Below are 20,553 nucleotides of genomic sequence, written 5' to 3' on the forward strand. Positions count from 1 at the left end.
GTCTAGAACAAATAAGCATAAGACACGATCCAATAGTAAAAATCCATGGCGAGGTTTTTGTGGCGGATGGATTGGATTTTGCCAAAGGGGATTTTCACGCCTAGCTCCACGCGTTGTTTTTGTGCGATGGTGCTGCCCACACCCAAATCAAGCACTCCATTATAGCCCATAAAAGAGCGATCGCCTACATAGCTGTGTAAAGTCATCGCGCTTTGGAAGTAGCCAAAGCCCAAACCTACATAAGTGCCAAAATTAAATTTCTTGCTGTGGTAAAAGTCGTTCACCATATCCATGTGGATGTTGAACAAGGAATAGACATTAGTGTTAAAAGCGGTGGGTTTGATGGTTTGGATGTAGTCTATCTGCCCCCTTAAAGCCACAAAGCGGTTAATGTCGTACTGATAACCCGCCTTCAAGCCCCATAAAAAAGCGTTGTTATAGGGCTGTTTCACCACATTGAGGGTGGAAAAGCCCGTGGTAACTCCGATAAAAATATGGTTCTTTGGCAGGGCTTGTTGCTTAGCTAAAGCCAAAGTAGAAAGCACTAAAACCCCTAAAAGCCATTTTCTCATTTATCATTCCGATAGAATTTTTTCAGCTTATCATCCAGGGGGGCAAGCAGGCGGTAAAAAATAGGTACGACCAACAAGCTAAGCACCATAGACACCAAGAGCCCCCCGCTCATGGCAATGCCAATGGGCGATTTCATCGCCGAGCCCTGCCCCACGGCGATGGCCAAGGGCAGCATGCCACACACCATCGCGATAGTGGTCATCAAAATAGGCCTTAAGCGCGATTCGCCCGCCAGTACGATCGCTTCTTCAATGCTATGCCCCTCTTTGCGGCGGTCGTTGGCGATGTCAATAATAAGGGTGGCGTTTTTGCCCACCATCCCAATCAGCAAGATGAGCCCCATTAAAGAGAACAAACTCATGGACTGGTGCACCATCCCTAGAGCAAAGAACGCCCCCGAGAAGCTTAAGGGCATCGTAACCATGATGATCAAGGGCTCTAAGAGCGACTCGTAAAGTGCGGCTAGAATCATGTAAATGAGGATGAAGGCGGTCGCGATCGCCACACCAAAAGCATCATTGCTCTCTTTAAGACGATCAGATTCGCCCGTGAAGCGAAATGCCGCACCTTTGACGAGCCACTCGCCTTGATGCTTCTGTACTTGGCTTAAAAGTTCGCCCAAACTTGTACCCTTAGCCGGGCGTGCCAGCACGGTCACACTTCTTTGGCGGTTGTAACGGGTGATGTTGGAGGGGACTTTACGCTCGATCACTTCGATCAAGCCGTCTAAGAACATCAACTTACCATTGATATTTCTGATCTGCAAGCGCTTGATGTCGTCCATGCTCATTTTTTTGTCGGAGGGAACTCTAATGATGATGTCGTATTCTTTGCCTTCCTCTTTAAAGTAGCTCACGCGATTTTCCCCAGAGAAGGCATTGGTCACGACATTGGCGAGGGCCTCTGCAGTGACACCGTATTTCACCGTGGCTGCTCTCAAAATGCGCAGTTGGTACTGCGTTTGGTAGTCGGAGGTGTTGGTGTGGTAGCCCGCCACCCTGCCCTTCATCTCAGGGCTTTCAAGCAGGAAATGTCGTAGCTTCGCTACGCTCTCATCCACGAGCTTTTGGGTGGGGGCGTAGACAAACACCTGAAACGCCGAGTTGTCTCCCCCCCCGATTAGAGGCACTTCGGCGAGGTTGATGGATTGCAGGTCTTTGGCTTCGGGGATGGCTCTTAATTTATGGCGCATCTCCTCCATGAGTACAAACTGGTTCTTTTTGTGGTTCTTCTTCAGCTTGACATAGAACTTGCCCTTAAAGGTGCTTTGGATGTTGCCATAACCCACTTGCATGGAGTCAAACTCCACATCGGGGTCTTTTTCAATCACCGCTTGCAGGGCTTTCATTTTCGCCAACATCGCCTTTAGACTGATATCGGTTTGCGCCTTAATATAGACATAGAACTTGCCTCGATCCTCTTTGAGTAAAAACTCCATGCCCAGTTTACCCGCAATGTGCATGGAAACGCCAAAAATGACCGCCACCACCAGCCCCACGAGCAATTTATGGTTTAAGAGCCAGCTGAGCAAACGGGCGTAGGCCTTCTCCATTCTTTGGAAAAAGGGCTCAGTGCGGCTGTAGAATTTAGAGGGTTTAGCAGACACGATGAGTGAGCTTAACATGGGCACCACGGTTACGACCACAAAGTAAGAGATCGTGATGGCAAGGGCGACGGTGATCCCAAAACTCTGAAACCACCGCCCCACCACCCCGCTCATATTACCCACAGGGATGAACACCGACAAGAGCATTGCCGAAATCGCGATGATTGCAAAGGCGATTTCATGCACACCCTCATAGCTGGCGGTCCTCTTATCCATGCCCGCCTCTAATTTCTTGTGGATGTTTTCGATCACCACGATCGCATCGTCGATGATGATCCCAATGGACAGAGTGAGCGCGACCATGGTCATCATGTTCAAAGAGAAGCCGATCCACTTAATGAGCGCAAAAGTCCCCATAATAGAGATAGGAATGCTCATCGCAGATACAAAGGTGATGGATAGGCTACGCAAGAACACAAAAACCACCGACACCGCCAAAATCCCCCCCAAAATCAAGTCAAACTTGACATCTTTAATGGAGTGGCGGGTGTAGTCTGTGGTGTCTAAAAAGGGACGCAACTCATAGCCCGGGCTCACTGCGCGCATGGCATCTAATTCCTTATAGATCGCGTCCACAATTTTGATCTCATTAGCCCCGGCGATCTTTTGCACTTCTAAAACAATGCCCTGATCGTGCCCATAGCTGGCATAAGTGATGTCTGGGTCGATGCCCTTTTCAATCGTGGCAATGTCTCTTAGGCGGACATGGTTACCGATTTGGATGTCGCCCAGCTCTTTAAGCGTGTAGCTGTTGCCGTCCACCAAGATCGCATAGTTTTTCTTAGGGCTGATGATCTTGCCCCCGTCCATTTCGAGATTTTGGGTTTTAAGGGTGTTGTAAAGGTCGTTGTAGGTGAGGCCGTATTTATTCATCAAGCTTGGGTCGGCGTAAATGCGGATTTGCTTTTCTTCATAGCCCTGCAGCTGGACATTACCCACACCCTCCACCTTTTGCAGCATGGGCTTAATGATGTTTTTGGCGTGGTCGTTTAACTCCGCTGGGGTCTTGGTTTTGCTGGTTAAGAAAATTGAGAGGATCGCCTGGCCACTGGTGTCCACCTTGTCAATGGCGGGGCGGCGGATGTTGGGGTCGTTAAAGCTCACCGAAGACACCTTATTGATGATGTCGTTTAAAGCGGTCATGATGGGCTTTTCAAGCACAAACTCCACCACCACAATGCTGACATTGCGTGCGCTGTTGGAGGTTACTTTTTTGATCCCATCCACACTCATCACGGCTTCCTCGATTTTGTCGGTGACCTTACTCTCCACGATGTCCGCGCTTGCCCCGGGGTAACTGGTTTTCACCACGATGATGGGGAAATCGATGTTAGGAAAGAGTGCCACGCTGATTTTTTTCAGCGCCATCGTCCCAAAGAAAACGATCATGCACGCGAACATTAAAGTCGTGATGGGCCTTTGGATCGCAAACTTATACACCAATGCCCCCTACTGGATGAAGCCATCCCCAAAGACACCGGGGACTAGGGGGCTATTAGCGGGCAGTAGAGCCTCTGCGCTCACTTTGCGGGTGCTCTCATCGATGGTGGGGTAGATTTTGGTGATTTTGACTTTTTGTTTCTCGGGTTTGCCATCGATGCTGTAAAGGAAGGTGTCGCCCACCTTGACAACGGGCAGGTATTTGGAGTCAAACTCGATCACCATTTTTCTCCCTTTGCTCACCAACCGAAACAACACGGTGCTATTCGCGCTCATCCCATCGCCTAGCTCGATGTTCTTGCTCGCAATCACCCCATCAAAGGGGGCGCGTAAAATGGTTTTATCCACCACCGCTTGGGAGTAATTACGATCATACTCTAGCTTCCTATAATCTGAGTAGTATTTGTCTAGGGTGTTTCTATCGATCGCCCGCCCGATTTTGCTGTAGCGCTCGTATTGCTTGCGGCTGAAGTCGTATTGTTGGTTGATCGAATCTACCTGTGATTTTTTGTCCTTGTTATAAAGGCTTAAAAGGACTTCGCCCTTTTTGACCTTGCTGCCCACATCCACATAGATCGCATCCACGATCCCGGCGGAGTCTAAAGTCAAATTTGCGTCTTGTAAAGCCCTGACATTAAAAATAGCATAAACTTCTTTGGCTGAGAGCCCCGCTACAAGAAGCAGGGCACATAAAAGATATTTCATCATCGTCCTTTAGCGTACATAGTCTTGGATATGGTGCCCGCTGTAAAAAATGTAGTTTGCCTTTTGCATTTCGTAGTTGTTGAGCGATTGGTTATAAACAACTTCAGCGTCAAAGCGGGTGCGTAGTGCCCGTAAATAAGTGGTGAAGTCCACTAAGTTAGCGGCGTATTTTTTCTTAATGCTCTCATAAGAGATGGTCGCTGATTTAAGGCTTGCCTCTGAGCTTCTAATTTTGGCCCGCGCCATGTCTAAAGACTTGCGGTAAAGCTGCTCGTCTTTGGCTTGCTCCATCCTTTTATACATTAAGTTTTTTTCTTGGGAGAGTTGGTTTAGGCGCAAATACTGCTTTTGTAAATTAATGCCTATGTCGTTTAAGATGTTTAAAGTCACGACCACACCTACAGTGTTTTGTTGGTCGGGATAGAGGTTGCCAAAGCGGTTGTCTTTACCCATTGCGTAGGCAGGTTTTTGGATGTAGTATTGCCAATCATCGTTGATGTCTACTGTAGGGTAGTAATTGAGCTCTTTGTTTTGGTAGTGGATGGCAGTGATTTGCTCCCTCAAAGACCGAATATCCGCCCGCTCTTTTAAGGAAAGCGTGGGGGGTAGAATGGTTGTACGCTTTAAGGAGGGGATTTTAGAGTTAGTGAGGTATTCCAAAGTCAAGCGGTTTTGTTCAATGGAAAATTGCATGTCTGTGATGTCGTTTTCACTAAGTGCCCCCTGCGCCTTTGCGCTCTCTAAGTCGTCAATCGTGGTTAAGCCTTCGTTGTAAAGGTCCCGGATGCGCTTGATGTTAGAGCGCAGTTCAGCCAGCTTCTTTTGCAAAGCGACTAACTGCGCCATGTTATTGAAGTACTGATAATATTGTTGCACCACTTGCAAGTAGATGTTTTGCTTGGTGTACTCCATGTTTGCGCTGTTGGAGCGGTAACTCGCTGCTTTTTCGCGCACATTGTTGATATCGCTAAAGCCGTTGAAAACATTGAGTTTTAAATTCGTGTTGAGCATTTGCATGTTGTAGTTTGGATAAAAAGGCGTGTCCCTATCCCTACGATTAAAGGTGTAAGTACTCGTCATAGAGGGCAAGAACTTTGCCTTAGCAATGCTGTGGTTTTTTAAGGCTTGAGCGACTTGCAAGCGCGCGGCCTGCAATGAGTAGTTATTGTCCGCATTCCTGATCAAATCCGCTAAACCCAGGGCATGTCCTTGCGTATCATTCCCATTGTCCTCGAGCCGCTCTAATCTCTTTAAATTTAGACTAAAATCATCATCGTCGGTGGCTGGAGCATATTCTTGTAACTCCAAAGCTTGTAAACCGATTCCCAAAAAAAATGTAAAACTAAATAAGAAAAATTGTTTCTTTCGTAAAAAGTGCATGTCAAAACTCCGTGCTTAAAAAAGCGTGGTGTCCTTGGCGGGATTTGAACCCACGGCCTCACGATTAGGAATCATGCGCTCTATCCAACTGAGCTACAAGGACACTGAAAAAACTAAAACCTGAGAAGGTTCGAGTTGTGTAGCACAACTCTAAAGAAAAAAGGACTTAAACTACTTTTTCTTGCTGGATTTGGTGGCTTTGCCTTTGGCTTTGTCTTTAACCACTAAATCTTTTAAAACCTTGCCGGGTTTAAACTTGGGCACCATTTTATCCTCTGTGGCGTAGGTCTTATCGCTGCCGGGCACCTTACCGCTCTTACCTTTTTGCAACGCCACTTCAAATTTGCCAAAGCCCACGAGCTCTACACTCTCGTGTTTGGCCAGGGCTTGTTGCACGGCTTTTACAAAGCCATCTAAGGCAAATTCCGCGTCTTTACGGCTCTCAAAGCCCCCCTCTTCTTTCATCAACTCCACAAATTCCGCTTTCTTCATTAGGTACCCTTTCCAAATTTTGCTCCAAATGTGGCGCATAAGGCGACCATTATACTACAAAAATTCTCAATCTGCGCCCTATTTTGCGTTTTATGCGCTTAAAACCCTCCATTTTACGCCCCCTTAAGAGCGATTCAAGCTAGCTACTTGTATGATAGAAGTCGATTGATGAAAAGAAAGGGTTTGTGTTGCGTGTTGCTGTGAATGGGGTTGGGCGGATTGGGTTGTGTGCATGCCGCGTTGTGGGGGCAAGAGAAGATTTAGAATTAGTGGCGATCAATGCCACTTATGGGATCGAAACCCTAGCGCATCTCTTGCGCCACGATTCACTGCACAAACACGATCTAGCCATTGAGATTTTAGATCAGGAGCATTTACGCATCGGGCACAGCCCAAAAGTTAAAGTGTTCAGCGAGCGCGACCCCGCTAAATTGGATTTTAGCCCTGCACAGGTGGTTTTAGAATGCACAGGTAAGTTCAACGAAGCCGCTTTAGCCAAGGCGCATCTTAAGGGGAGTGTGCAAAGGGTGGTGATCTCGGCTCCGGCCAAAAACACCCCGACCTTTGTCTATGGGGTGAACCACACCCACTACAAGGGTGAACCCGTCATTTCCAACGCCTCTTGTACCACCAACGCCCTAGCCCCGATCTTAAAAGTACTCGATGAAAACTTTGTTGTGCAGCATGTCTTGATGACCACGATCCACAGCTACACGAATGACCAAAACCTCCTAGACTCCAAGCATAAAGACCTGCGCCGCGCTAGAGCCGCTGCGCTTAATGTGATCCCCACAAGCACTGGGGTGAATAAGGCGATCGCTCTAGTGTTGCCCCATTTGGCGGGTAAAGTGAGTGGCCTTGCTTTAAGGGTGCCCACCCCCGATGTGAGTTTGGTGGATTTGAGCTTCGATGTGGCAAAACCCCTAGGACTAGAAGCCCTGCACGCGTGCATGGAGCAGGCCAGTCAGCACGAACTTCAAGGTATTTTAGGCATAGACAAAGACAAGCGGGTGTCTAGCGATTTTATTGGATCGTCTTTGAGTGCCATTTACATTGAGGATCAGAGCGTGGTTTTAGACGCGCACCATGCGAAAGTGTTGGCTTGGTATGACAACGAGATGGGCTATAGCCACCGCTTGGTGGATATGGCGGTTTATATTTGCCAAAAGGATTAACATGCTAGCAGGGATCAAGCGCATGCAAGAGGTTGTGGGGATACAAGATGTCGGCGTGAAAGACAAGCGGGTGTTGATCCGCGTGGATTTCAATGTCCCCCTGGATAAGGATTTTAACATTACAGAAGACACACGCATGCGTGAGAGCATCCCCACGATCAACTATTGCATCGATAATGGGGCGAAATCTGTGGTCTTGGTGGGGCATTTAGGCCGCCCGCAGCCACAAATCGAGGGGCAAAGAGAAGAAAAATACTCTTTTAGGCATTTGTTAAAAAGGCTTGAAAGACTCTTAAACAAAGAGGTCTTGTTTGCTAGCTCCCCGCAAATGGCTAAGAGCTTGCAGGAGAACCAAGAAAACCCCATCATTTTAGTGGAAAACTTGCGCTTTTATAAGGGCGAGAAAGAGAACAACCCTGAGTTTGCCAAGTGCTTAGCCGATTTGTGCGATGTGTATGTCAATGATGCATTTGGCACGAGCCATAGAAAGCACGCCAGTACCTATGGGATCGCCAGCTTCGTGCCCGTGAAAGTGGCCGGTTTCTTGCTTAAAAAAGAGATCAATTCTTTTGCCAAAGCTTTGGCTAACCCCCTACGCCCCGTGCTCTTAGTGGTGGGCGGGGCTAAGGTGAGTTCTAAACTCACTTTGCTTAGCAACATTTTAGAGCGGGTGGACAAGGTGATCATCGGGGGGGCGATGAGTAACACCTTTTTAAAGGCACTGGGCTACAACATGCAAGCCTCCCTAGTGGAGGAGGATTTGATCCAAGACGCGCTAGATATTCTTAACAAGGCCAAGCAAAAGGGTGTGCATGTATATCTGCCCGTGGATGTGGTGAGCAGCCCGCATTTAGAGCACACCGACCAAGTGCAGATCACCCCCGCACAAGACATTCCCCTAAATTATATGGCGGTGGATATTGGCCCGGCCACTTCTAAACTCTTTTCCTTGGTGATCCAAAGCAGCCAAACGATCATTTGGAACGGACCGCTTGGGGTGTATGAAGTGCCCCTATTTAGCCGGGGCTCCAGTCAAATCGCGCACAGCATCTCCAATACCTATGCCTTTTCGCTCATTGGCGGGGGAGACACGATCGATGTGCTCACGAGGGCAGGCTATAAGGATAGCGTGAGCTTCATTTCTACGGGCGGGGGGGCGAGTTTGGAGCTTCTTGAGGGCAAGATTTTAGTCGCCTTTGAAGTCTTGGATCGGCACCCATGAGCCACAAGAGCGCACCATGCCCATCGGGTTACAGGAGTGGGCATGATCAATGTCTTTACAAAAAATGCTGAACTGGTGGAGGTTTTTGCCTTTAGCGATTTTGCCAGCTTTCCCTTTGAAGAGAGAAACATCTTATGGTTTGAGCTCATCAATCCCACCTTTGCCGAGCTCTACTGCATTGCTCAAAACTACAATTTAAACCTCTACGAAGATCCCGAAAAAAGCGCGGTGGTGAAGTACTGGGAGAACAGCACTTCCATCACCATCAACACCTACTTTATCTATAAAGACACCCCCCTAGCCTTCCACACAGAAGCGGTAACCTATTTCATTGCCAACAACATTCTATTCACGCTCTATTATGGGGATTTCCCTATTTTTAGAGAAGTACAGGGGCGGGTGCTGGCTAGCCCTAAGAAGTTCTACGACGGCTTTGATATTTTGGCAAAGATTTTAGAGCTATATTTTGAAAAGGGGGCGGATTGTTTAGAGGAGGTCAATCGCGAAACCAGTGTGCTTAGAAAGCAAATTGTCTTTGACTTGGAAGCCTGCACGCACGAAGAAATCTTAATCTCTCTGTCTTTTTTGCAAGAGTTTAATATGGAGCTGCGCGACTCGCTCTTTGACAAACGGCGGATCATCACGGCATTGCTTAAAAGCAATAAAGTGGATAGTGAAACTAAAAAAGATTTTAACATTATCATCAAGGATTTTAGTTCATTAGTGGAGTTTAGCACCGCAAACCTCAATGCCCTAGACAATATCCAAAACCTCTTCACTTCACAAGTCAATGTGGAGCAAAACAAGATCATCAAGCTTTTCACCGTGGCGAACTTAGCGATGATGCCCCCCACCTTGATCGGTACAATTTATGGCATGAACTTTGAAGTGATGCCAGAACTGCGTTGGGAGTTTGGCTACCCGATAGCGGTGTTTGCCATGATTGTCTCCACAATCCTGCCCATCCTGTACTTTAAAAAGAAGGGTTGGCTCTAAAGGGCTAGGGCTAGAAACCCACCCAGCACCGCTATGCCTAGCAAGAACGCGCTAAGGATTTGGGCAGTGTTCTTGCGCTTAAAGTCCATCAAGAGCCCGCTGATGTAAAAGAAACACAAAAACACCCCAAAGGCCACTCCCATAGTCTGCAAAGCCACCCCCGCCCTGCCCTTATGTATCTGCATCAGCACCCCCAAAAAGGAGCACTCAATCACGGCAACCTCCCCCTTCTTGGGGTTAAACTCGATTCCATAAGCGGGTGTGCCGATGATCAAATCTCCCTTATGATGGCTTGGTTCTAATTTTTTTGGACTGTGCGATGTCGTGCGCCTTTAAAAACTTAAGCAAAAAATCCAAATCCTCCCCCGCCTTTTTTTTCACCTGCCATTTACGAATCTTCGCCCCGCTGTTGGAATTAAAGCCGAGCAAAAACGCTACCCCGCTTAAGACAAACAACAGCGCAAATGGCAAGAAAAACACGCTCGTTAAGGCATGGAATTTATAAACACTCTGCGGACGCATCATTGGATGATGTGGCTGACAAACTTAGAGTAATTGTCCATCACCAGCCCGCCCTTTCTAAAGCCCAGTCCACATGCCTCGTAAGCGTAAAAGACATTGGGTTGGTAGTAGAACTCCCCGACTTTATTTAGGGGCGCAAACTCTTGGTAAATGGGTTTGTGGTTGCCATAAATGCCCCCGGTTTCATAGATCACGCTCAAATCGGGGTTTAAAATCTGTGTGTTCGCCCCCTCTCTGCCAAAGGCAACTTTACGCACCTGTTTTTTATTGCGTAAGGGTTCGTAGCTCGTTTCTAAAAGCAGGGGGTGGTTGGGGAAGTGCTCCCAAAGCAGTTTTAAAAACCGCTTGCTTTGAAAAATCAAGGTGTAGGCAGGGTTTAAAAAGATGGTGTTTTCATTCTCCATCATGCCCTGCATGAGCATGGCAAGTTCTGGCTCGTCTATGGCGATGTTCTCCCAAGGGATGAGCTTAAAAAGAAACTCGTAATTAATGCCCTCGTAAAACACCCCCGTTTCGGCGTTGAACTCTACTTGATCGATGTAAGCAAAATGCGTGTTAAAGCCCGCGCTCTTGGCGCACTCTTGTAAAAACCGCGTGGTGCGCTCCTCTTCACTGCTGCCCTGCACGCAAGAGAATAAAATTTTCCAGCCCTCATATTCTTGGTTAAACACGCTCGTGTCCTCTTGCAAGGTTACCAAGCGTTTAAAATTCTCCCCCAAAGCCTCAAAGATATTGTTAAATTGCAACTCGGCGTTATAACCATTGTGTTTGAGCAGTGCCCATTGCACTAGAGCACTCTCATAAAGCAAGCTCGGGGTGTCGGCGTTAAACTCCAAAAGTTTAATGGGCTGCCCATCTAGCCCGCCGGCTAAATCAAAACGCCCATAAATATGCCAATGGATGTCATTTTCCCAACTCTGTTTAATCATGGGCACAATGCTATTAGGAATATCCAACTCAAAAAAGCGTTCTTGATCGATCACCATTTGCGCCGTCTCTACACACATGTCGTAAAGCTCGTTGCACGCGGCGTAGTAAGCGTCCGCCTGCTCTTGGTTGATGCTGATTAAATCCGTGCTGATATAATCCGTGTTGTCCGGATCAGTGTGCCACTCTAGCCCAATTTCTTCTAGGGCTTGTTTGCTTAGGGGGTTTAAAGTCTTGATCTGCATGGTTATCCTTAAGAGATACTAGAGCCGCGGTGTGCGCCAAAAAACCCGCTTTGCCCGTGTGTGGTGGTGGAGGGGACGGCTTGTGGGGTGGTGTGGGTGGCTAGGGGTCTGTTTGAGCTTGGGCTCGTGCTCGCGGGCGCGCTTTGGTTTTGTGGGCTAAAAAACCCGCTTCTAGTGGGGCTAGCCGGCGGGGGGGATCTAAAGCTGTTTTGGCTTCTTTGGTAAGCCTGCGGAGAGGTGTAGTTTCGTTGGGCATTTTGGTTGTAGTTGGGGTTGTTGAAAAGCTTGTTGCCAATGTAGCTGCCTAAAATTGCCCCGGCCGCGCTGCCTAAGATCGCCGCCCCGATGCCAAGCCCCGAGCCCCCACCCTCAGTGGGGGGTTTGGTGAGCTGGCTCGTGCCCTTATCAATTTTTACTTCTTCATCTTTAATGAGTTTTTGAATCTCCTCATCGCTTAGCATCCGCTCCTTGCCCTGCAAGTCGCGCACCACCACACGGGTTTTATCGCTTGGGTATTCTTCAGCGACCTTATAACTCTTGTCGGCTTGTTCTTGCAAGATCACAAACGCGCCTTTTTTAATGGGCGTGTTATTGCTGCTTTGCGGCTTCTGCTCTTGGTTGTGATCCGAGCCATTGCAGCCGGCTAAGGTCACCACCACGAGCGCGCTAAGTCCGCCCACAATGGCGTAATCCGAAATCTTTCTGAAAGGTTTTTGCATGGCTGTCCTTTTTGTTATAAAGTGCTATGATAGCATGTTTAAAGGGGTTTTCTATGTTACTGGGCATTGATGAAGCGGGGCGAGGATGCTTGGCGGGGGCGTTGTTTGTGGCAGGCGTGGCCTGTGCCAATCATTTAGCTCAAGAGTTTGCAGCACAGGGCTTAAAAGAGAGCAAGCAGTTAAGCCGTGCCAAGCGTTTTAGTTGGGCGCAAAAAATCCAAGCGCACAAGGACATACAAAGCGTGGTGGTGGCTAAGAGTGCTGAGGAGATAGACAGCAAGGGCTTAAGCGTGTGTTTGCAAGAGGCCATTAAAGAGATTGTGCTGGGCCTGCCACAAGTCTTAAGCGTTTGTATCGATGGCAACACGCTTTTTAAATTGCATTTCCCCCATTTAAAGAGCTTTCAAGCGGTGATCAAGGGCGATGATAAAATCCCCCAAATTGCCATGGCTTCTGTTCTAGCTAAGGCGCATAAGGATCAAGAAATGATCGAGCTGGACAAACTCTACCCAGCATACGGCTTTGCCACGAACTGCGGGTATGGCACACACACGCATGTTGTGGCTTTAGCTAAGCATGGCTACAGCCCAGCCCACCGCTACAGCTTCAAGTTAAAATCCACTTATAGATGGACACGGCTAAAGCCAGAGCATAGGCACTGATGAGCAAGTAGTGGTGTAATTGCGCGCTTACCTTGGTAACCAACTTCACACCAACAAGCACGCCCAGCACACTGCCCGCCCCCACCAACAGCCCCCATTGCAAATGCTGCCACTCCAAAATGTGGCTTTGGTAGAGCGAGGCCACCCCGCTGATGGAGGAGAACACCACGAAAAACAGGCTCAAAGGCACGCTTTGTTTAGGGCTTAGCCCCAAGTAATAGGACAAGAGAGAGACCATCAGTACCCCTCCGCCAATGCCAAGAGAAATAGCAAAAATACCCGTCAGTGCCCCGATCGCCACTAAAATGCACTTGCTTTTGAGGTTCATCACAAAGGCCTTTGTCTGTTTGTTCGCCTCTTTGGATTTTTTGGACTTGAGAAAAAAGCGCAAGAGGGAGTAAAAAGTCATCAAAATAAAGAGCCCGAGCAGGATTTTATGCGGAATGTGGGTTAAAATCACCCCGCTAAAGCCCGCCCCAATAAGTCCACCAAGCCCCACCCAAAAACCCACGCTTAAATCCAAGAGCCCTTTTTTGAAGTTCGCCACGCTCCCCACCACGGACGAACACGCCATTTGCAAAATGGAGATCCCCACCGCACTGTCGTAGCCATAACCCGCCACGAGCATGGCCGGCACGATCACCATCCCCCCCCCAATGCCAAAGAAGCCCGCCATCACCCCCGTAACGCCCCCGAGCAATAAAAACAACGCATGCAACACAATATCCATCTCTAACCCTTAAGTTTGTGCTAAAATAACCTACTACAAAAAAGCAGGTGCTGGTGCTATGGTTAATAGAAGGATTTTAACACACTTTGATTTTTTATTGCTTTTTTTTATTGTCCCTCTTATGGGGCTGTCTTTCTTTTTGATTTATGAGGCCAACACCGCCTTAAGCTTCAAACAAATCCTGTATTTCAGTGTGGGGTTTGTGGTGTTTTGGGTGATTTTCTTCATCCCCTTTCGGCAATTTGATCGCCTTTTCCATTTCTTTTATTGGTTTTGTGTGTTCTTGTTGGTGCTGGTGATTTTCTTTGGCTCGGTGAAGCTGGGTGCAAAACGCTGGCTCACCATCCCGGGCACCTCTTTTTCCCTGCAACCCAGCGAGCCCGTAAAAATCGCTATTTTATTGCTTCTAGCCCACCTTATCAGCACACACCCCATCCCCCCAGGAGGTTACGGCTGGAAAACCTTTGGCAAGCTTGCCCTTTACATCACTATCCCCGCGGGCCTCATCTTAAAGCAACCGGATTTAGGCACGGCTTTGGTGGTGCTCATCATGGGCTTTGGAGTGCTCTTTTTAGTGGGCGTGCATCCTAAGATTTGGATCACAATAGGCCTTGTCTTTGCCGTGGCTTCTCCGCTCATCTACAGTTCCCTGCACGATTATCAAAAAAAACGCCTGCACGACTTCATTGCCGAAAAGCCCAACTACCATGTCCGCCAATCCATCATCGCCATCGGCTCTGGCGGGTTACTCGGCAAATCCAAAGAAGAATCCACGCAGGCGAAGTTAAAGTTTTTGCCGATTGCCACAAGCGATTTTATCTTTGCCTACTTCGTGGAGCGCTTTGGCTTCTTGGGGGCGTTCTTTCTATTGGTGTTTTATATGGGCTTCATTTTGCATTTTCTCTCCTATTTTAACAGCGACCCACATGACCGCTTTTTACAGACCATCACGGGGGGTATTGCGATTTTACTCTTCGTCTATACCAGCGTCAATGTCGCCATGACTTTGGGCTTAGCCCCTGTAGTGGGCTTGCCTCTGCCCCTTTTTAGCTATGGGGGGAGCAGTTTTCTCACCTTCATTGTCTTGTTTGCAGTGTTTGAAAACTTACTTGCATTTAAGTTTGGATTTGGTTATAATCCCCCTTCTTACCGCAGAGGGGGATTCTTAGCTCAGCTGGTTAGAGCATTCGGCTCATAACCGATTGGTCGTAGGTTCAAGTCCTACAGAATCCACCACTTTAAGCCCTGCGGGGTTTGACAACTAAGCCTGAAACAACTAGAATACCCCCTATTCAAGGAGTGGCAAGGGTCGATGCAGGTAGCAGCGAGCATTTTAAGCGCGGACTTCATGGATTTAAAGCACAGCCTAGCACAGGTGGCTGGCGTGGATTTCTTACACATAGATATCATGGACGGGCATTTTGTGCCTAACCTCACCTTTGGCCCCTGTGTCTTGCAAAATTTAAAGAAGCACACAAGCACCCCCCTAGACATCCATTTAATGGTGGATAACCCCCTCTTTGGCATTGAGCTGTTTAGAGAGTTAAGCCCCGCTTACATCACCATCCACCTAGAGAGCACCCCCCACCTGCATAAGCTCATCCACCACATCAAAAACCTAGGTTTTAAAGCAGGGGTGAGCTTGAACCCCGCCACGCCCTTAAATGGGCTGGAGTATGTTCTCGCGGATTTGGATTTGGTGCTCTTTATGAGCGTGAATCCGGGTTTTGGGGGGCAAAAGTTCTTGCCCTTGGTGCTGGATAAAATCACGCATTTTAAACAAAAATTCCCCACCTACAGCGGTAAAATCGAAGTGGATGGGGGCATCAACGCCGCCAACGCCCCCCTACTCGCCTCCGTGGGGGCAAATTTATTAGTGGTGGGTAGTTATCTTTTCAGCCACAAAAACCCCACCCTAGCTTTGCAAGAATTGAAAAAGGCATGAGCCCAGAAGACCTCTACACCTCTTTAAAACAAGCCCCCCTGCCCCTAGAAGCCCTAAACCTGTCCTTTTGCCAAGACCCCCTACTCTCTTACGAATATCTCAAGGCCTGCGGTTTTCCCATCGCCTACACCCACCAGTTAGAGCTAAGCACCAATGTCCCCTACCAAGACTCGCTCTACTGCTTCATCGACATCGAAACCAATGGCTCCGATCCAAAGACCTCCCAAGTCATCGAAATTGCCGCTCTGCTTTACAAGCCTGCTAAAGACCCATTTATCTCTGGCATGGTGGTAAAAAGCTTTTCTAGCTTGATTTATTGCGAGCATGTCCCCCCTAAAATCGCCGAGCTCACAGGGCTTAGCGCGCAGCACCTGCGCCACGCTCCCCCTCTTAAACAAGTACTGAAAAAATTTAGAGAGTTCTTGGGCGATAGCGTGTTTGTGGCGCACAATGCGGATTTTGACTTCCCCTATCTAAGCGAGTGTTGCGCCCACAACTTGGGTGCAGGGCTCTTAAACCCCAAGCTTTGCACCTTGAGTCTTAGCCGCAAGAGCATTTTAAGCCCCAAGCACGGGCTGGGCTTTTTAAACACTTTTTTGGGGATCAACATCCCCACGGCACACCGCGCCGCCGCCGATGCACTGGGCTCTTTAAAGGTGTTTGAGGTGTGCTTGCGCTGTCTGCCCGCTTATGTGTGTACCACGCAAGATTTGCTCGATTACGCCTAAAACTTCTTGCTATTGGCCTCGTCTAAGATGGTTTGGGCAATGCTTTGAACATTCTTGCTGATTTCTAGGGAGGTGGTGGCGATTTGGGTATTTTGATTCATAGTTTCTTCTAGAGTCTCCATGGTTTGGTTGATCTGGGCAATGCTTGCCGTTTGCTCTTCAATGGCACTGGCCGACTCGTTGATCACCTGTATGAGCGATTGGGTGTTGGCCTCAATTTCGCTCAAAGATTTTTGGGTGCGTTCAGCCAGTTTTCTCACTTCATCGGCCACCACCGCAAAGCCCCGGCCATGCTCGCCTGCTCTTGCCGCTTCAATGGCAGCATTGAGTGCTAAAAGCCCGATTTGATCGGCAATTTCGTTAATGGTTACCACGATATTTTTAATCCCATTGGATTGTTCGATCACTTCATGGCTTTTATGGTTCACACTCTGCATGGAATCGCTGATACTCTCTAAGGTACGAGCAGCTTGTCCTAAAGACTGGGTTTGTTGTTTAGATGCATTTTGCAATCTATGGGAGGTTTCGTTTAAGTTTTGGGTCTCTGCACTCAGCGCATGGGCGATCTCTAAAGAGTGTTTTAAAGAGTCCACGATGTCTTGTTGCAAGGTATTGATGTCCTTGGCTAATTGCAAAAACCCACCCTGTATGCCCTGCGTATCTACCCCCTCTGTAAAGTCATTGTTGGAATAGGTTTGGATTGCCATGCTGATTTGGCGGAAGATTTGCTCCACGAATTGGGCAAAGTTGTTGAGATTGGTGCCCAAATTCTGCAGTTCTGGGTTAGCGGCACTGGCCTTAATGGCCTGTTGAAAATTCCCGGTTTGCATGCTCTCTAGAAGTTTGAGCGCATCTTTAGAAAAGACTTGATCGGCCTGAAAGTGGGTGATGGCCTCATCCACATTGGCTTGCAAGGCGTGCGTCATTTGACCCAGTTCATCCTTAGAGTGCAACACCACCACTTGAGGGACTTGTTTGTCCTTGTGGTTCACAAAGGCAAAAAAGTCGTTCAACCCCTTATTGAGGGTGCGGATGCTGCGCGTGATTTTACTATAGAAAATGTAGTAAATAGGGACCACCACCAGCAGTAAAAACAACACCACAATGGCCGCATAAATGTAAGAATTGCGCTTCATGCTACTAGCGATGTCGCGGGCGATTGTTTCTGTGCGGTGCTGGATGTTATCCATATACAGCCCCGTGCCGATCCACCAATCCTTCTCTCCCTTGATCTTTTGGGCGTAGGCGATCTTATCTATATCTTTCATCTGCCCATTGCCTAGTCGTTTAGGGTAAATATAGTTTACAAACCCGCCCCCATTCATCGCCACCTTGTATAATTCTTGCACATAATAGACTCCATTTTTGTCCCTCAAATACCACTTACTTTCCCCTAAAGTGCCCTTTGTATTGGGGTTGTAAAAATCCTTGTCTTTATCATAGATGAAAAAATACCCCGACTTGTCGTCTTCATAGCGGAAACCATCGAGGATGTGGGCGATGATGGCTTTTTTGCTCTCATCTCCTTTCGCATCCTCGATCGCTTTGGCAAGAGTGTGTGCCATCGCATTCGTGGCAAGTTTGATCTGTTCGCCCAAAAGGGCCCTTAAGTCCTGCCCCACGAGTTGGTTCGTCCGTTTGATTGACTGGCTATTGCCGTACACGAACAACAACACCGTGATAACCACTGCTACTATGGTGAGCGACCATAAAGAAATGATTTGTTTACCTAAAGAAAATGAGCCCATTAATATTCCTTAACCTCAATTGTGCCATTTTCCACCACAAACATGAGGTTTGTGCCCGCTAAATGGGTGCTGTCCGTTTCTAAAAGAAACGCCGCTAACTTGTCCTCCACCTCCTCATACAGTGTCCTTTTGAGCGGACGCGCCCCATAAATGGGGTCGAACCCGCTCTTGGCGATGTGCTCCTTTGCTTCAGGACTTAAGCTAATAGAAATCTCTCTTTCTTTGAGCCGCTGGGCAATTTGGTCAAAGAGCAAATCCACAATTTTTACAATGCTTTCTATACCTAACGGGTTGAAGATCACAATATCGTCTAAGCGGTTTAAAAACTCTGGCTTAAAATACGCCCTTAGTGCCTCTTGTACCACCTGCTGCAAATCGTAAGCCTCGCCCAGCTCTAAGATGTCCGCACTCTCCACACCATTGGCTCTAAGCACCTCTTGTTGTTCTTTCTTTTTAGCGTGTGTGCTCTGTTGCTCTAGGATTTTGTCGCTGGCGATGTTGCTGGTTAAAATGATGATCGTGTTTTTAAAATCCACCACCACGCCCTTGTTGTCGGTTAAACGGCCATCATCGAGCACCTGCAAGAGCATGTTAAACACCTCTGGATGCGCCTTTTCGATCTCATCAAACAACACCACGCTATAGGGACTCCGTCTCACAGCTTCGGTGAGTTGCCCGCCCTCTTCATAGCCCACATACCCGGGGGGCGCGCCCACCAAACGGCTCACCGCATGCTTTTCCATGTATTCGCTCATGTCTAAACGGATCAAATTCTTTTGGCTGTCAAAAAGAAACTTGGCTAAGGTCTTGGCACTCTCAGTCTTGCCCACCCCAGTAGGGCCTAGGAACAAAAAGCTACCGATGGGTTTATTTGGGTCGCTAAGCCCCGCTTTGTTGCGCTTGATCGCCCGGGCAATGGCCCTGATCGCATCCGCCTGCCCCACCACGCTTTTAGACAATTCGTCCTCAATGTGTAAAATCTTTTCCTTTTCCTCTTGCAACATTTTAGACACGGGGATTTGCGTCCATTGGCTCACCACCCGCGCAATGCCCTCCTTAGTTACTGCCGACTCTAGCAGGCTGCCATTGGTCTGCATTTGGGCTAGCTTTTGCTCTAGGGCTACAACTTCCCTTTCTAAAGTGGGGATTTTGTCGTGGTCGATCTCGGCGGCCTTTCTAAAATCCGCCTGCTGCTTGGCCAGGAGCGACTCGCGTTTTAAATTTTCAATGCTGTTCTTGCTCGCGGCGATGTCCTTAAAGACCTTTTGCTCATTGCTAAATTGCACCTCCAGGCGTTGCTTTTCCTCTAGAGCGTTTTGCAATTCCTTTTGAACCACTTTTAAACGCTCAGAATTAGCACTGCTCTCCTCCATCAAAAGGGCTTGTTTCTCCACCTCTAATTGCTGTATAAGCCGCTTGGTGTGGGCTAGGGCGTAGGGCTCGGATTCGATTTGCATTTTCAGTGCTGCCGCCGCTTCGTCGATCAAGTCAATGGCTTTATCGGGCAAAAAACGATCCGTGATGTAGCGGCTGGAGAGCTTAGCACTTGCCACTAAGGCACCGTCTGTAATGCTGACATTGTGGTGCGCCTCTAGGGTTTCTTTAATTCCCCTTAGAATTTGCAAGGTTTCGTTGATGCTGGGCTCATCTAGGGGGATGGGCTGGAAGCGCCGTGTGAGCGCGCTGTCTTTTTCGAAGTATTTTCTATATTCCTTGAGCGTGGTCGCCCCGATGGTGTGTAGCTCGCCTCTAGCTAGGGCGGGCTTTAAGATATTGGCCGCGTCCATGCTCCCCTCGCTCGCCCCTGCACCTACCAAGGTGTGGATTTCATCAATGAACAAGATCACATTGCCCGCCTTTTTGACCTCTTCCACGACTTTTTTTAAGCGCTCTTCAAATTCGCCCCGATACTTCGCCCCGGCAATAAGCATCCCCATATCCAAAACCACCACCCGTTTGTGTTGCAAAGATAGGGGGACTTCTTTTTTGGCGATTCTTTGCGCTAGCCCTTCCACCACTGCGGTTTTACCTACACCCGGCTCGCCGAGCAAAATCGGGTTGTTCTTGCTCTTTCTGATTAAAATCTGCATCATCCTTAAAATCTCTTCATCCCGCCCGATCACAGGGTCTAGGGCGTTATCCAGGGCTTTAGCGGTTAAATCAATCCCATAGGTTTCTAGGGCTTCAAGGGTCGCGTCATCGCCCGGTTGCTCGATTTTCGCCCCTTTGCGCAAGCTTTCAAAAGTCTTAATGAGTTCGTGCACATCTATAAAATTGCCAAAATAGCTTTTAAACAGCTCTTGGTTGGCCTCGATGAAGGTGTCGATCGCCACATAACTATCCCCCCTTTGCACGGCAAGCCCCAGCCCCGCGTGCAACGCATCTAATAACGCCTTGCTCACGCCTAGGCCCTGGGCACTCACGCTCGAGCTTTTGGGCAACTTGTCGGCAAGACTTCTAGCCTCTAGCTCTAGGGGGGATTTTTCCACACCCATTTTTAAAAGGGCTTGGCTTAAGAGCGAGTGGGTGTTGGTGAGCAGTGCCCAAAACAGATGGATCGGCTCAATCTCGGGGTTTTTGGCATGCAAAGCCAAAGAGAGGGCTTGATCTAGGCTCTCCTTTAAGTGGTTGGTAAGTTTCTCAAACACATTTGTAGGCATAGCTGTCCTTTCTTTTTAATCGTGTTTATTATAACGCCCTTGGGTAATTTTGCGCCTAAATCTTAATCTTGCTCTTAG

At 48.3% G+C, this 20,553-nt stretch carries 19 protein-coding genes and 2 tRNA genes; 8 read left to right on the plus strand and 13 right to left on the minus strand.

All coding sequences use genetic code 11. The annotated features are described in order from the left end of the window. Positions 1-2 precede the first annotated feature (2 nt). From AOG36_RS01010 to AOG36_RS01035, 6 genes are all read right to left on the minus strand, one after another. Complete coding sequence (locus tag AOG36_RS01010; RefSeq protein WP_231622494.1) at positions 3-545, minus strand: outer membrane beta-barrel protein; 543 nt, start codon at positions 543-545, stop codon at positions 3-5. Positions 546-568: 23 nt separating this feature from the next. Beyond that, positions 569-3,619: an efflux RND transporter permease subunit gene (locus AOG36_RS01015; RefSeq protein WP_053825367.1), complete on the minus strand. Its 3,051-nt coding sequence runs from the start codon at positions 3,617-3,619 to the stop codon at positions 569-571. Between the two features lie 9 nt (positions 3,620-3,628). After that, the gene (locus AOG36_RS01020; RefSeq protein WP_156294624.1) at positions 3,629-4,327 is read right to left on the minus strand and encodes an efflux RND transporter periplasmic adaptor subunit; all 699 of its coding nucleotides are present in this window, start codon (positions 4,325-4,327) and stop codon (positions 3,629-3,631) included. Positions 4,328-4,333: 6 nt separating this feature from the next. Continuing rightward, positions 4,334-5,704: a TolC family protein gene (locus tag AOG36_RS01025; protein WP_015105884.1), complete on the minus strand. Its 1,371-nt coding sequence runs from the start codon at positions 5,702-5,704 to the stop codon at positions 4,334-4,336. A 26-nt stretch (positions 5,705-5,730) separates the two neighbouring features. Beyond that, positions 5,731-5,807, minus strand: a tRNA-Arg gene (locus AOG36_RS01030). A gap of 68 nt (positions 5,808-5,875) precedes the next feature. Beyond that, positions 5,876-6,196: an HU family DNA-binding protein gene (locus AOG36_RS01035; protein ID WP_015105885.1), complete on the minus strand. Its 321-nt coding sequence runs from the start codon at positions 6,194-6,196 to the stop codon at positions 5,876-5,878. Between the two features lie 185 nt (positions 6,197-6,381). Between AOG36_RS01035 and gap the strand changes: the two genes are divergently transcribed. The 3 genes from gap to corA are packed head-to-tail and all read left to right on the plus strand — an operon-like array spanning position 6,382 to position 9,589. Continuing rightward, positions 6,382-7,371, plus strand: a complete 990-nt coding sequence (gene gap, locus AOG36_RS01040; protein ID WP_015105886.1) for a type I glyceraldehyde-3-phosphate dehydrogenase — start codon at positions 6,382-6,384, stop codon at positions 7,369-7,371. 1 nt (position 7,372) lies between these two features. Then, positions 7,373-8,593, plus strand: coding sequence for a phosphoglycerate kinase (locus tag AOG36_RS01045; RefSeq protein WP_053825368.1), 1,221 nt, complete (start codon positions 7,373-7,375; stop codon positions 8,591-8,593). Between the two features lie 42 nt (positions 8,594-8,635). Further along, on the plus strand, positions 8,636-9,589 hold the full coding sequence (gene corA / locus AOG36_RS01050) for a magnesium/cobalt transporter CorA (RefSeq protein ID WP_015105888.1): 954 nt from the start codon (positions 8,636-8,638) through the stop codon (positions 9,587-9,589). On the opposite strand, the gene AOG36_RS08875 is transcribed toward corA, so the two are convergent. The 4 genes from AOG36_RS08875 to AOG36_RS01065 are packed head-to-tail and all read right to left on the minus strand — an operon-like array spanning position 9,586 to position 12,002. Next, positions 9,586-9,864 carry a hypothetical protein gene (locus AOG36_RS08875; protein WP_015105889.1) on the minus strand — a complete coding sequence of 93 codons (279 nt, stop codon included), beginning with the start codon at positions 9,862-9,864 and terminating at the stop codon, positions 9,586-9,588. The genes corA and AOG36_RS08875 overlap by 4 nt on opposite strands. A 7-nt stretch (positions 9,865-9,871) precedes the next feature. Continuing rightward, positions 9,872-10,111 (minus strand): hypothetical protein, encoded by a 240-nt coding sequence (locus AOG36_RS08880; protein WP_197271378.1) that lies wholly within the window; start codon positions 10,109-10,111, stop codon positions 9,872-9,874. Further along, the gene (locus tag AOG36_RS01060) at positions 10,111-11,283 is read right to left on the minus strand and encodes a glutathionylspermidine synthase family protein (RefSeq protein WP_015105892.1); all 1,173 of its coding nucleotides are present in this window, start codon (positions 11,281-11,283) and stop codon (positions 10,111-10,113) included. Before AOG36_RS01060 ends, AOG36_RS08880 begins: the two co-directional genes overlap by 1 nt. A gap of 8 nt (positions 11,284-11,291) precedes the next feature. Next, the gene (locus AOG36_RS01065) at positions 11,292-12,002 is read right to left on the minus strand and encodes a UPF0323 family lipoprotein (RefSeq protein ID WP_053825369.1); all 711 of its coding nucleotides are present in this window, start codon (positions 12,000-12,002) and stop codon (positions 11,292-11,294) included. 53 nt (positions 12,003-12,055) lie between these two features. Between AOG36_RS01065 and rnhB the strand changes: the two genes are divergently transcribed. Continuing rightward, positions 12,056-12,664, plus strand: coding sequence for a ribonuclease HII (rnhB, locus tag AOG36_RS01070; RefSeq protein ID WP_053825370.1), 609 nt, complete (start codon positions 12,056-12,058; stop codon positions 12,662-12,664). Here rnhB and AOG36_RS01075 read toward each other — a convergent pair. Continuing rightward, positions 12,609-13,394 carry a sulfite exporter TauE/SafE family protein gene (locus AOG36_RS01075; RefSeq protein ID WP_015105893.1) on the minus strand — a complete coding sequence of 262 codons (786 nt, stop codon included), beginning with the start codon at positions 13,392-13,394 and terminating at the stop codon, positions 12,609-12,611. The genes rnhB and AOG36_RS01075 overlap by 56 nt on opposite strands. A gap of 58 nt (positions 13,395-13,452) precedes the next feature. On the opposite strand from AOG36_RS01075, the gene AOG36_RS08115 reads away from it, so the two are divergent. The 4 genes from AOG36_RS08115 (at position 13,453) to AOG36_RS01090 (ending at position 16,067) form a co-directional block, all read left to right on the plus strand. Next, the gene (locus AOG36_RS08115; RefSeq protein WP_082333437.1) at positions 13,453-14,592 is read left to right on the plus strand and encodes an FtsW/RodA/SpoVE family cell cycle protein; all 1,140 of its coding nucleotides are present in this window, start codon (positions 13,453-13,455) and stop codon (positions 14,590-14,592) included. Further along, a tRNA-Ile gene (locus tag AOG36_RS01080) sits at positions 14,554-14,630 on the plus strand. The genes AOG36_RS08115 and AOG36_RS01080 overlap by 39 nt, the downstream gene beginning before the upstream one ends. A gap of 76 nt (positions 14,631-14,706) precedes the next feature. Next, a complete protein-coding gene (rpe, locus tag AOG36_RS01085) occupies positions 14,707-15,339 on the plus strand; it encodes a ribulose-phosphate 3-epimerase (RefSeq protein WP_015105894.1) in 633 nt (210 codons plus the stop codon). After that, positions 15,336-16,067 (plus strand): exonuclease domain-containing protein, encoded by a 732-nt coding sequence (locus AOG36_RS01090; protein WP_015105895.1) that lies wholly within the window; start codon positions 15,336-15,338, stop codon positions 16,065-16,067. Before rpe ends, AOG36_RS01090 begins: the two co-directional genes overlap by 4 nt. Here the strand turns inward: AOG36_RS01090 and AOG36_RS09200 are convergent. Both AOG36_RS09200 and AOG36_RS01100 read right to left on the minus strand, forming a co-directional pair. Further along, positions 16,064-17,815, minus strand: coding sequence for a methyl-accepting chemotaxis protein (locus AOG36_RS09200; protein WP_053825371.1), 1,752 nt, complete (start codon positions 17,813-17,815; stop codon positions 16,064-16,066). The genes AOG36_RS01090 and AOG36_RS09200 overlap by 4 nt on opposite strands. After that, positions 17,815-20,475 carry an ATP-dependent Clp protease ATP-binding subunit gene (locus tag AOG36_RS01100; RefSeq protein WP_015105898.1) on the minus strand — a complete coding sequence of 887 codons (2,661 nt, stop codon included), beginning with the start codon at positions 20,473-20,475 and terminating at the stop codon, positions 17,815-17,817. The genes AOG36_RS09200 and AOG36_RS01100 overlap by 1 nt, the downstream gene beginning before the upstream one ends. Positions 20,476-20,553 lie beyond the last annotated feature (78 nt).

Origin of the sequence: Helicobacter heilmannii, from assembly GCF_001283065.1 — a bacterium.
Taxonomy (GTDB): Bacteria; Campylobacterota; Campylobacteria; order Campylobacterales; family Helicobacteraceae; genus Helicobacter; species Helicobacter heilmannii.

Bases quoted from the DNA above. Each gene is read 5' to 3' on its own strand.
- AOG36_RS01020 (WP_156294624.1), bottom strand. From the start codon at position 4,327: ATGATGAAATATCTTTTATGTGCCCTGCTTCTTGTAGCGGGGCTCTCA.
- AOG36_RS01025 (WP_015105884.1), bottom strand. From the start codon at position 5,704: ATGCACTTTTTACGAAAGAAACAATTTTTCTTATTTAGTTTTACATTT.
- AOG36_RS01035 (WP_015105885.1), bottom strand. From the start codon at position 6,196: ATGAAGAAAGCGGAATTTGTGGAGTTGATGAAAGAAGAGGGGGGCTTT.
- AOG36_RS01045 (WP_053825368.1), top strand. From the start codon at position 7,373: ATGCTAGCAGGGATCAAGCGCATGCAAGAGGTTGTGGGGATACAAGAT.
- corA (WP_015105888.1), top strand. From the start codon at position 8,636: ATGATCAATGTCTTTACAAAAAATGCTGAACTGGTGGAGGTTTTTGCC.
- AOG36_RS08880 (WP_197271378.1), bottom strand. From the start codon at position 10,111: ATGCGTCCGCAGAGTGTTTATAAATTCCATGCCTTAACGAGCGTGTTT.
- AOG36_RS01060 (WP_015105892.1), bottom strand. From the start codon at position 11,283: ATGCAGATCAAGACTTTAAACCCCCTAAGCAAACAAGCCCTAGAAGAA.
- AOG36_RS01065 (WP_053825369.1), bottom strand. From the start codon at position 12,002: ATGCAAAAACCTTTCAGAAAGATTTCGGATTACGCCATTGTGGGCGGA.
- rnhB (WP_053825370.1), top strand. From the start codon at position 12,056: ATGTTACTGGGCATTGATGAAGCGGGGCGAGGATGCTTGGCGGGGGCG.
- AOG36_RS01075 (WP_015105893.1), bottom strand. From the start codon at position 13,394: ATGGATATTGTGTTGCATGCGTTGTTTTTATTGCTCGGGGGCGTTACG.
- AOG36_RS08115 (WP_082333437.1), top strand. From the start codon at position 13,453: ATGGTTAATAGAAGGATTTTAACACACTTTGATTTTTTATTGCTTTTT.
- rpe (WP_015105894.1), top strand. From the start codon at position 14,707: ATGCAGGTAGCAGCGAGCATTTTAAGCGCGGACTTCATGGATTTAAAG.
- AOG36_RS01090 (WP_015105895.1), top strand. From the start codon at position 15,336: ATGAGCCCAGAAGACCTCTACACCTCTTTAAAACAAGCCCCCCTGCCC.
- AOG36_RS09200 (WP_053825371.1), bottom strand. From the start codon at position 17,815: ATGGGCTCATTTTCTTTAGGTAAACAAATCATTTCTTTATGGTCGCTC.
- AOG36_RS01100 (WP_015105898.1), bottom strand. From the start codon at position 20,475: ATGCCTACAAATGTGTTTGAGAAACTTACCAACCACTTAAAGGAGAGC.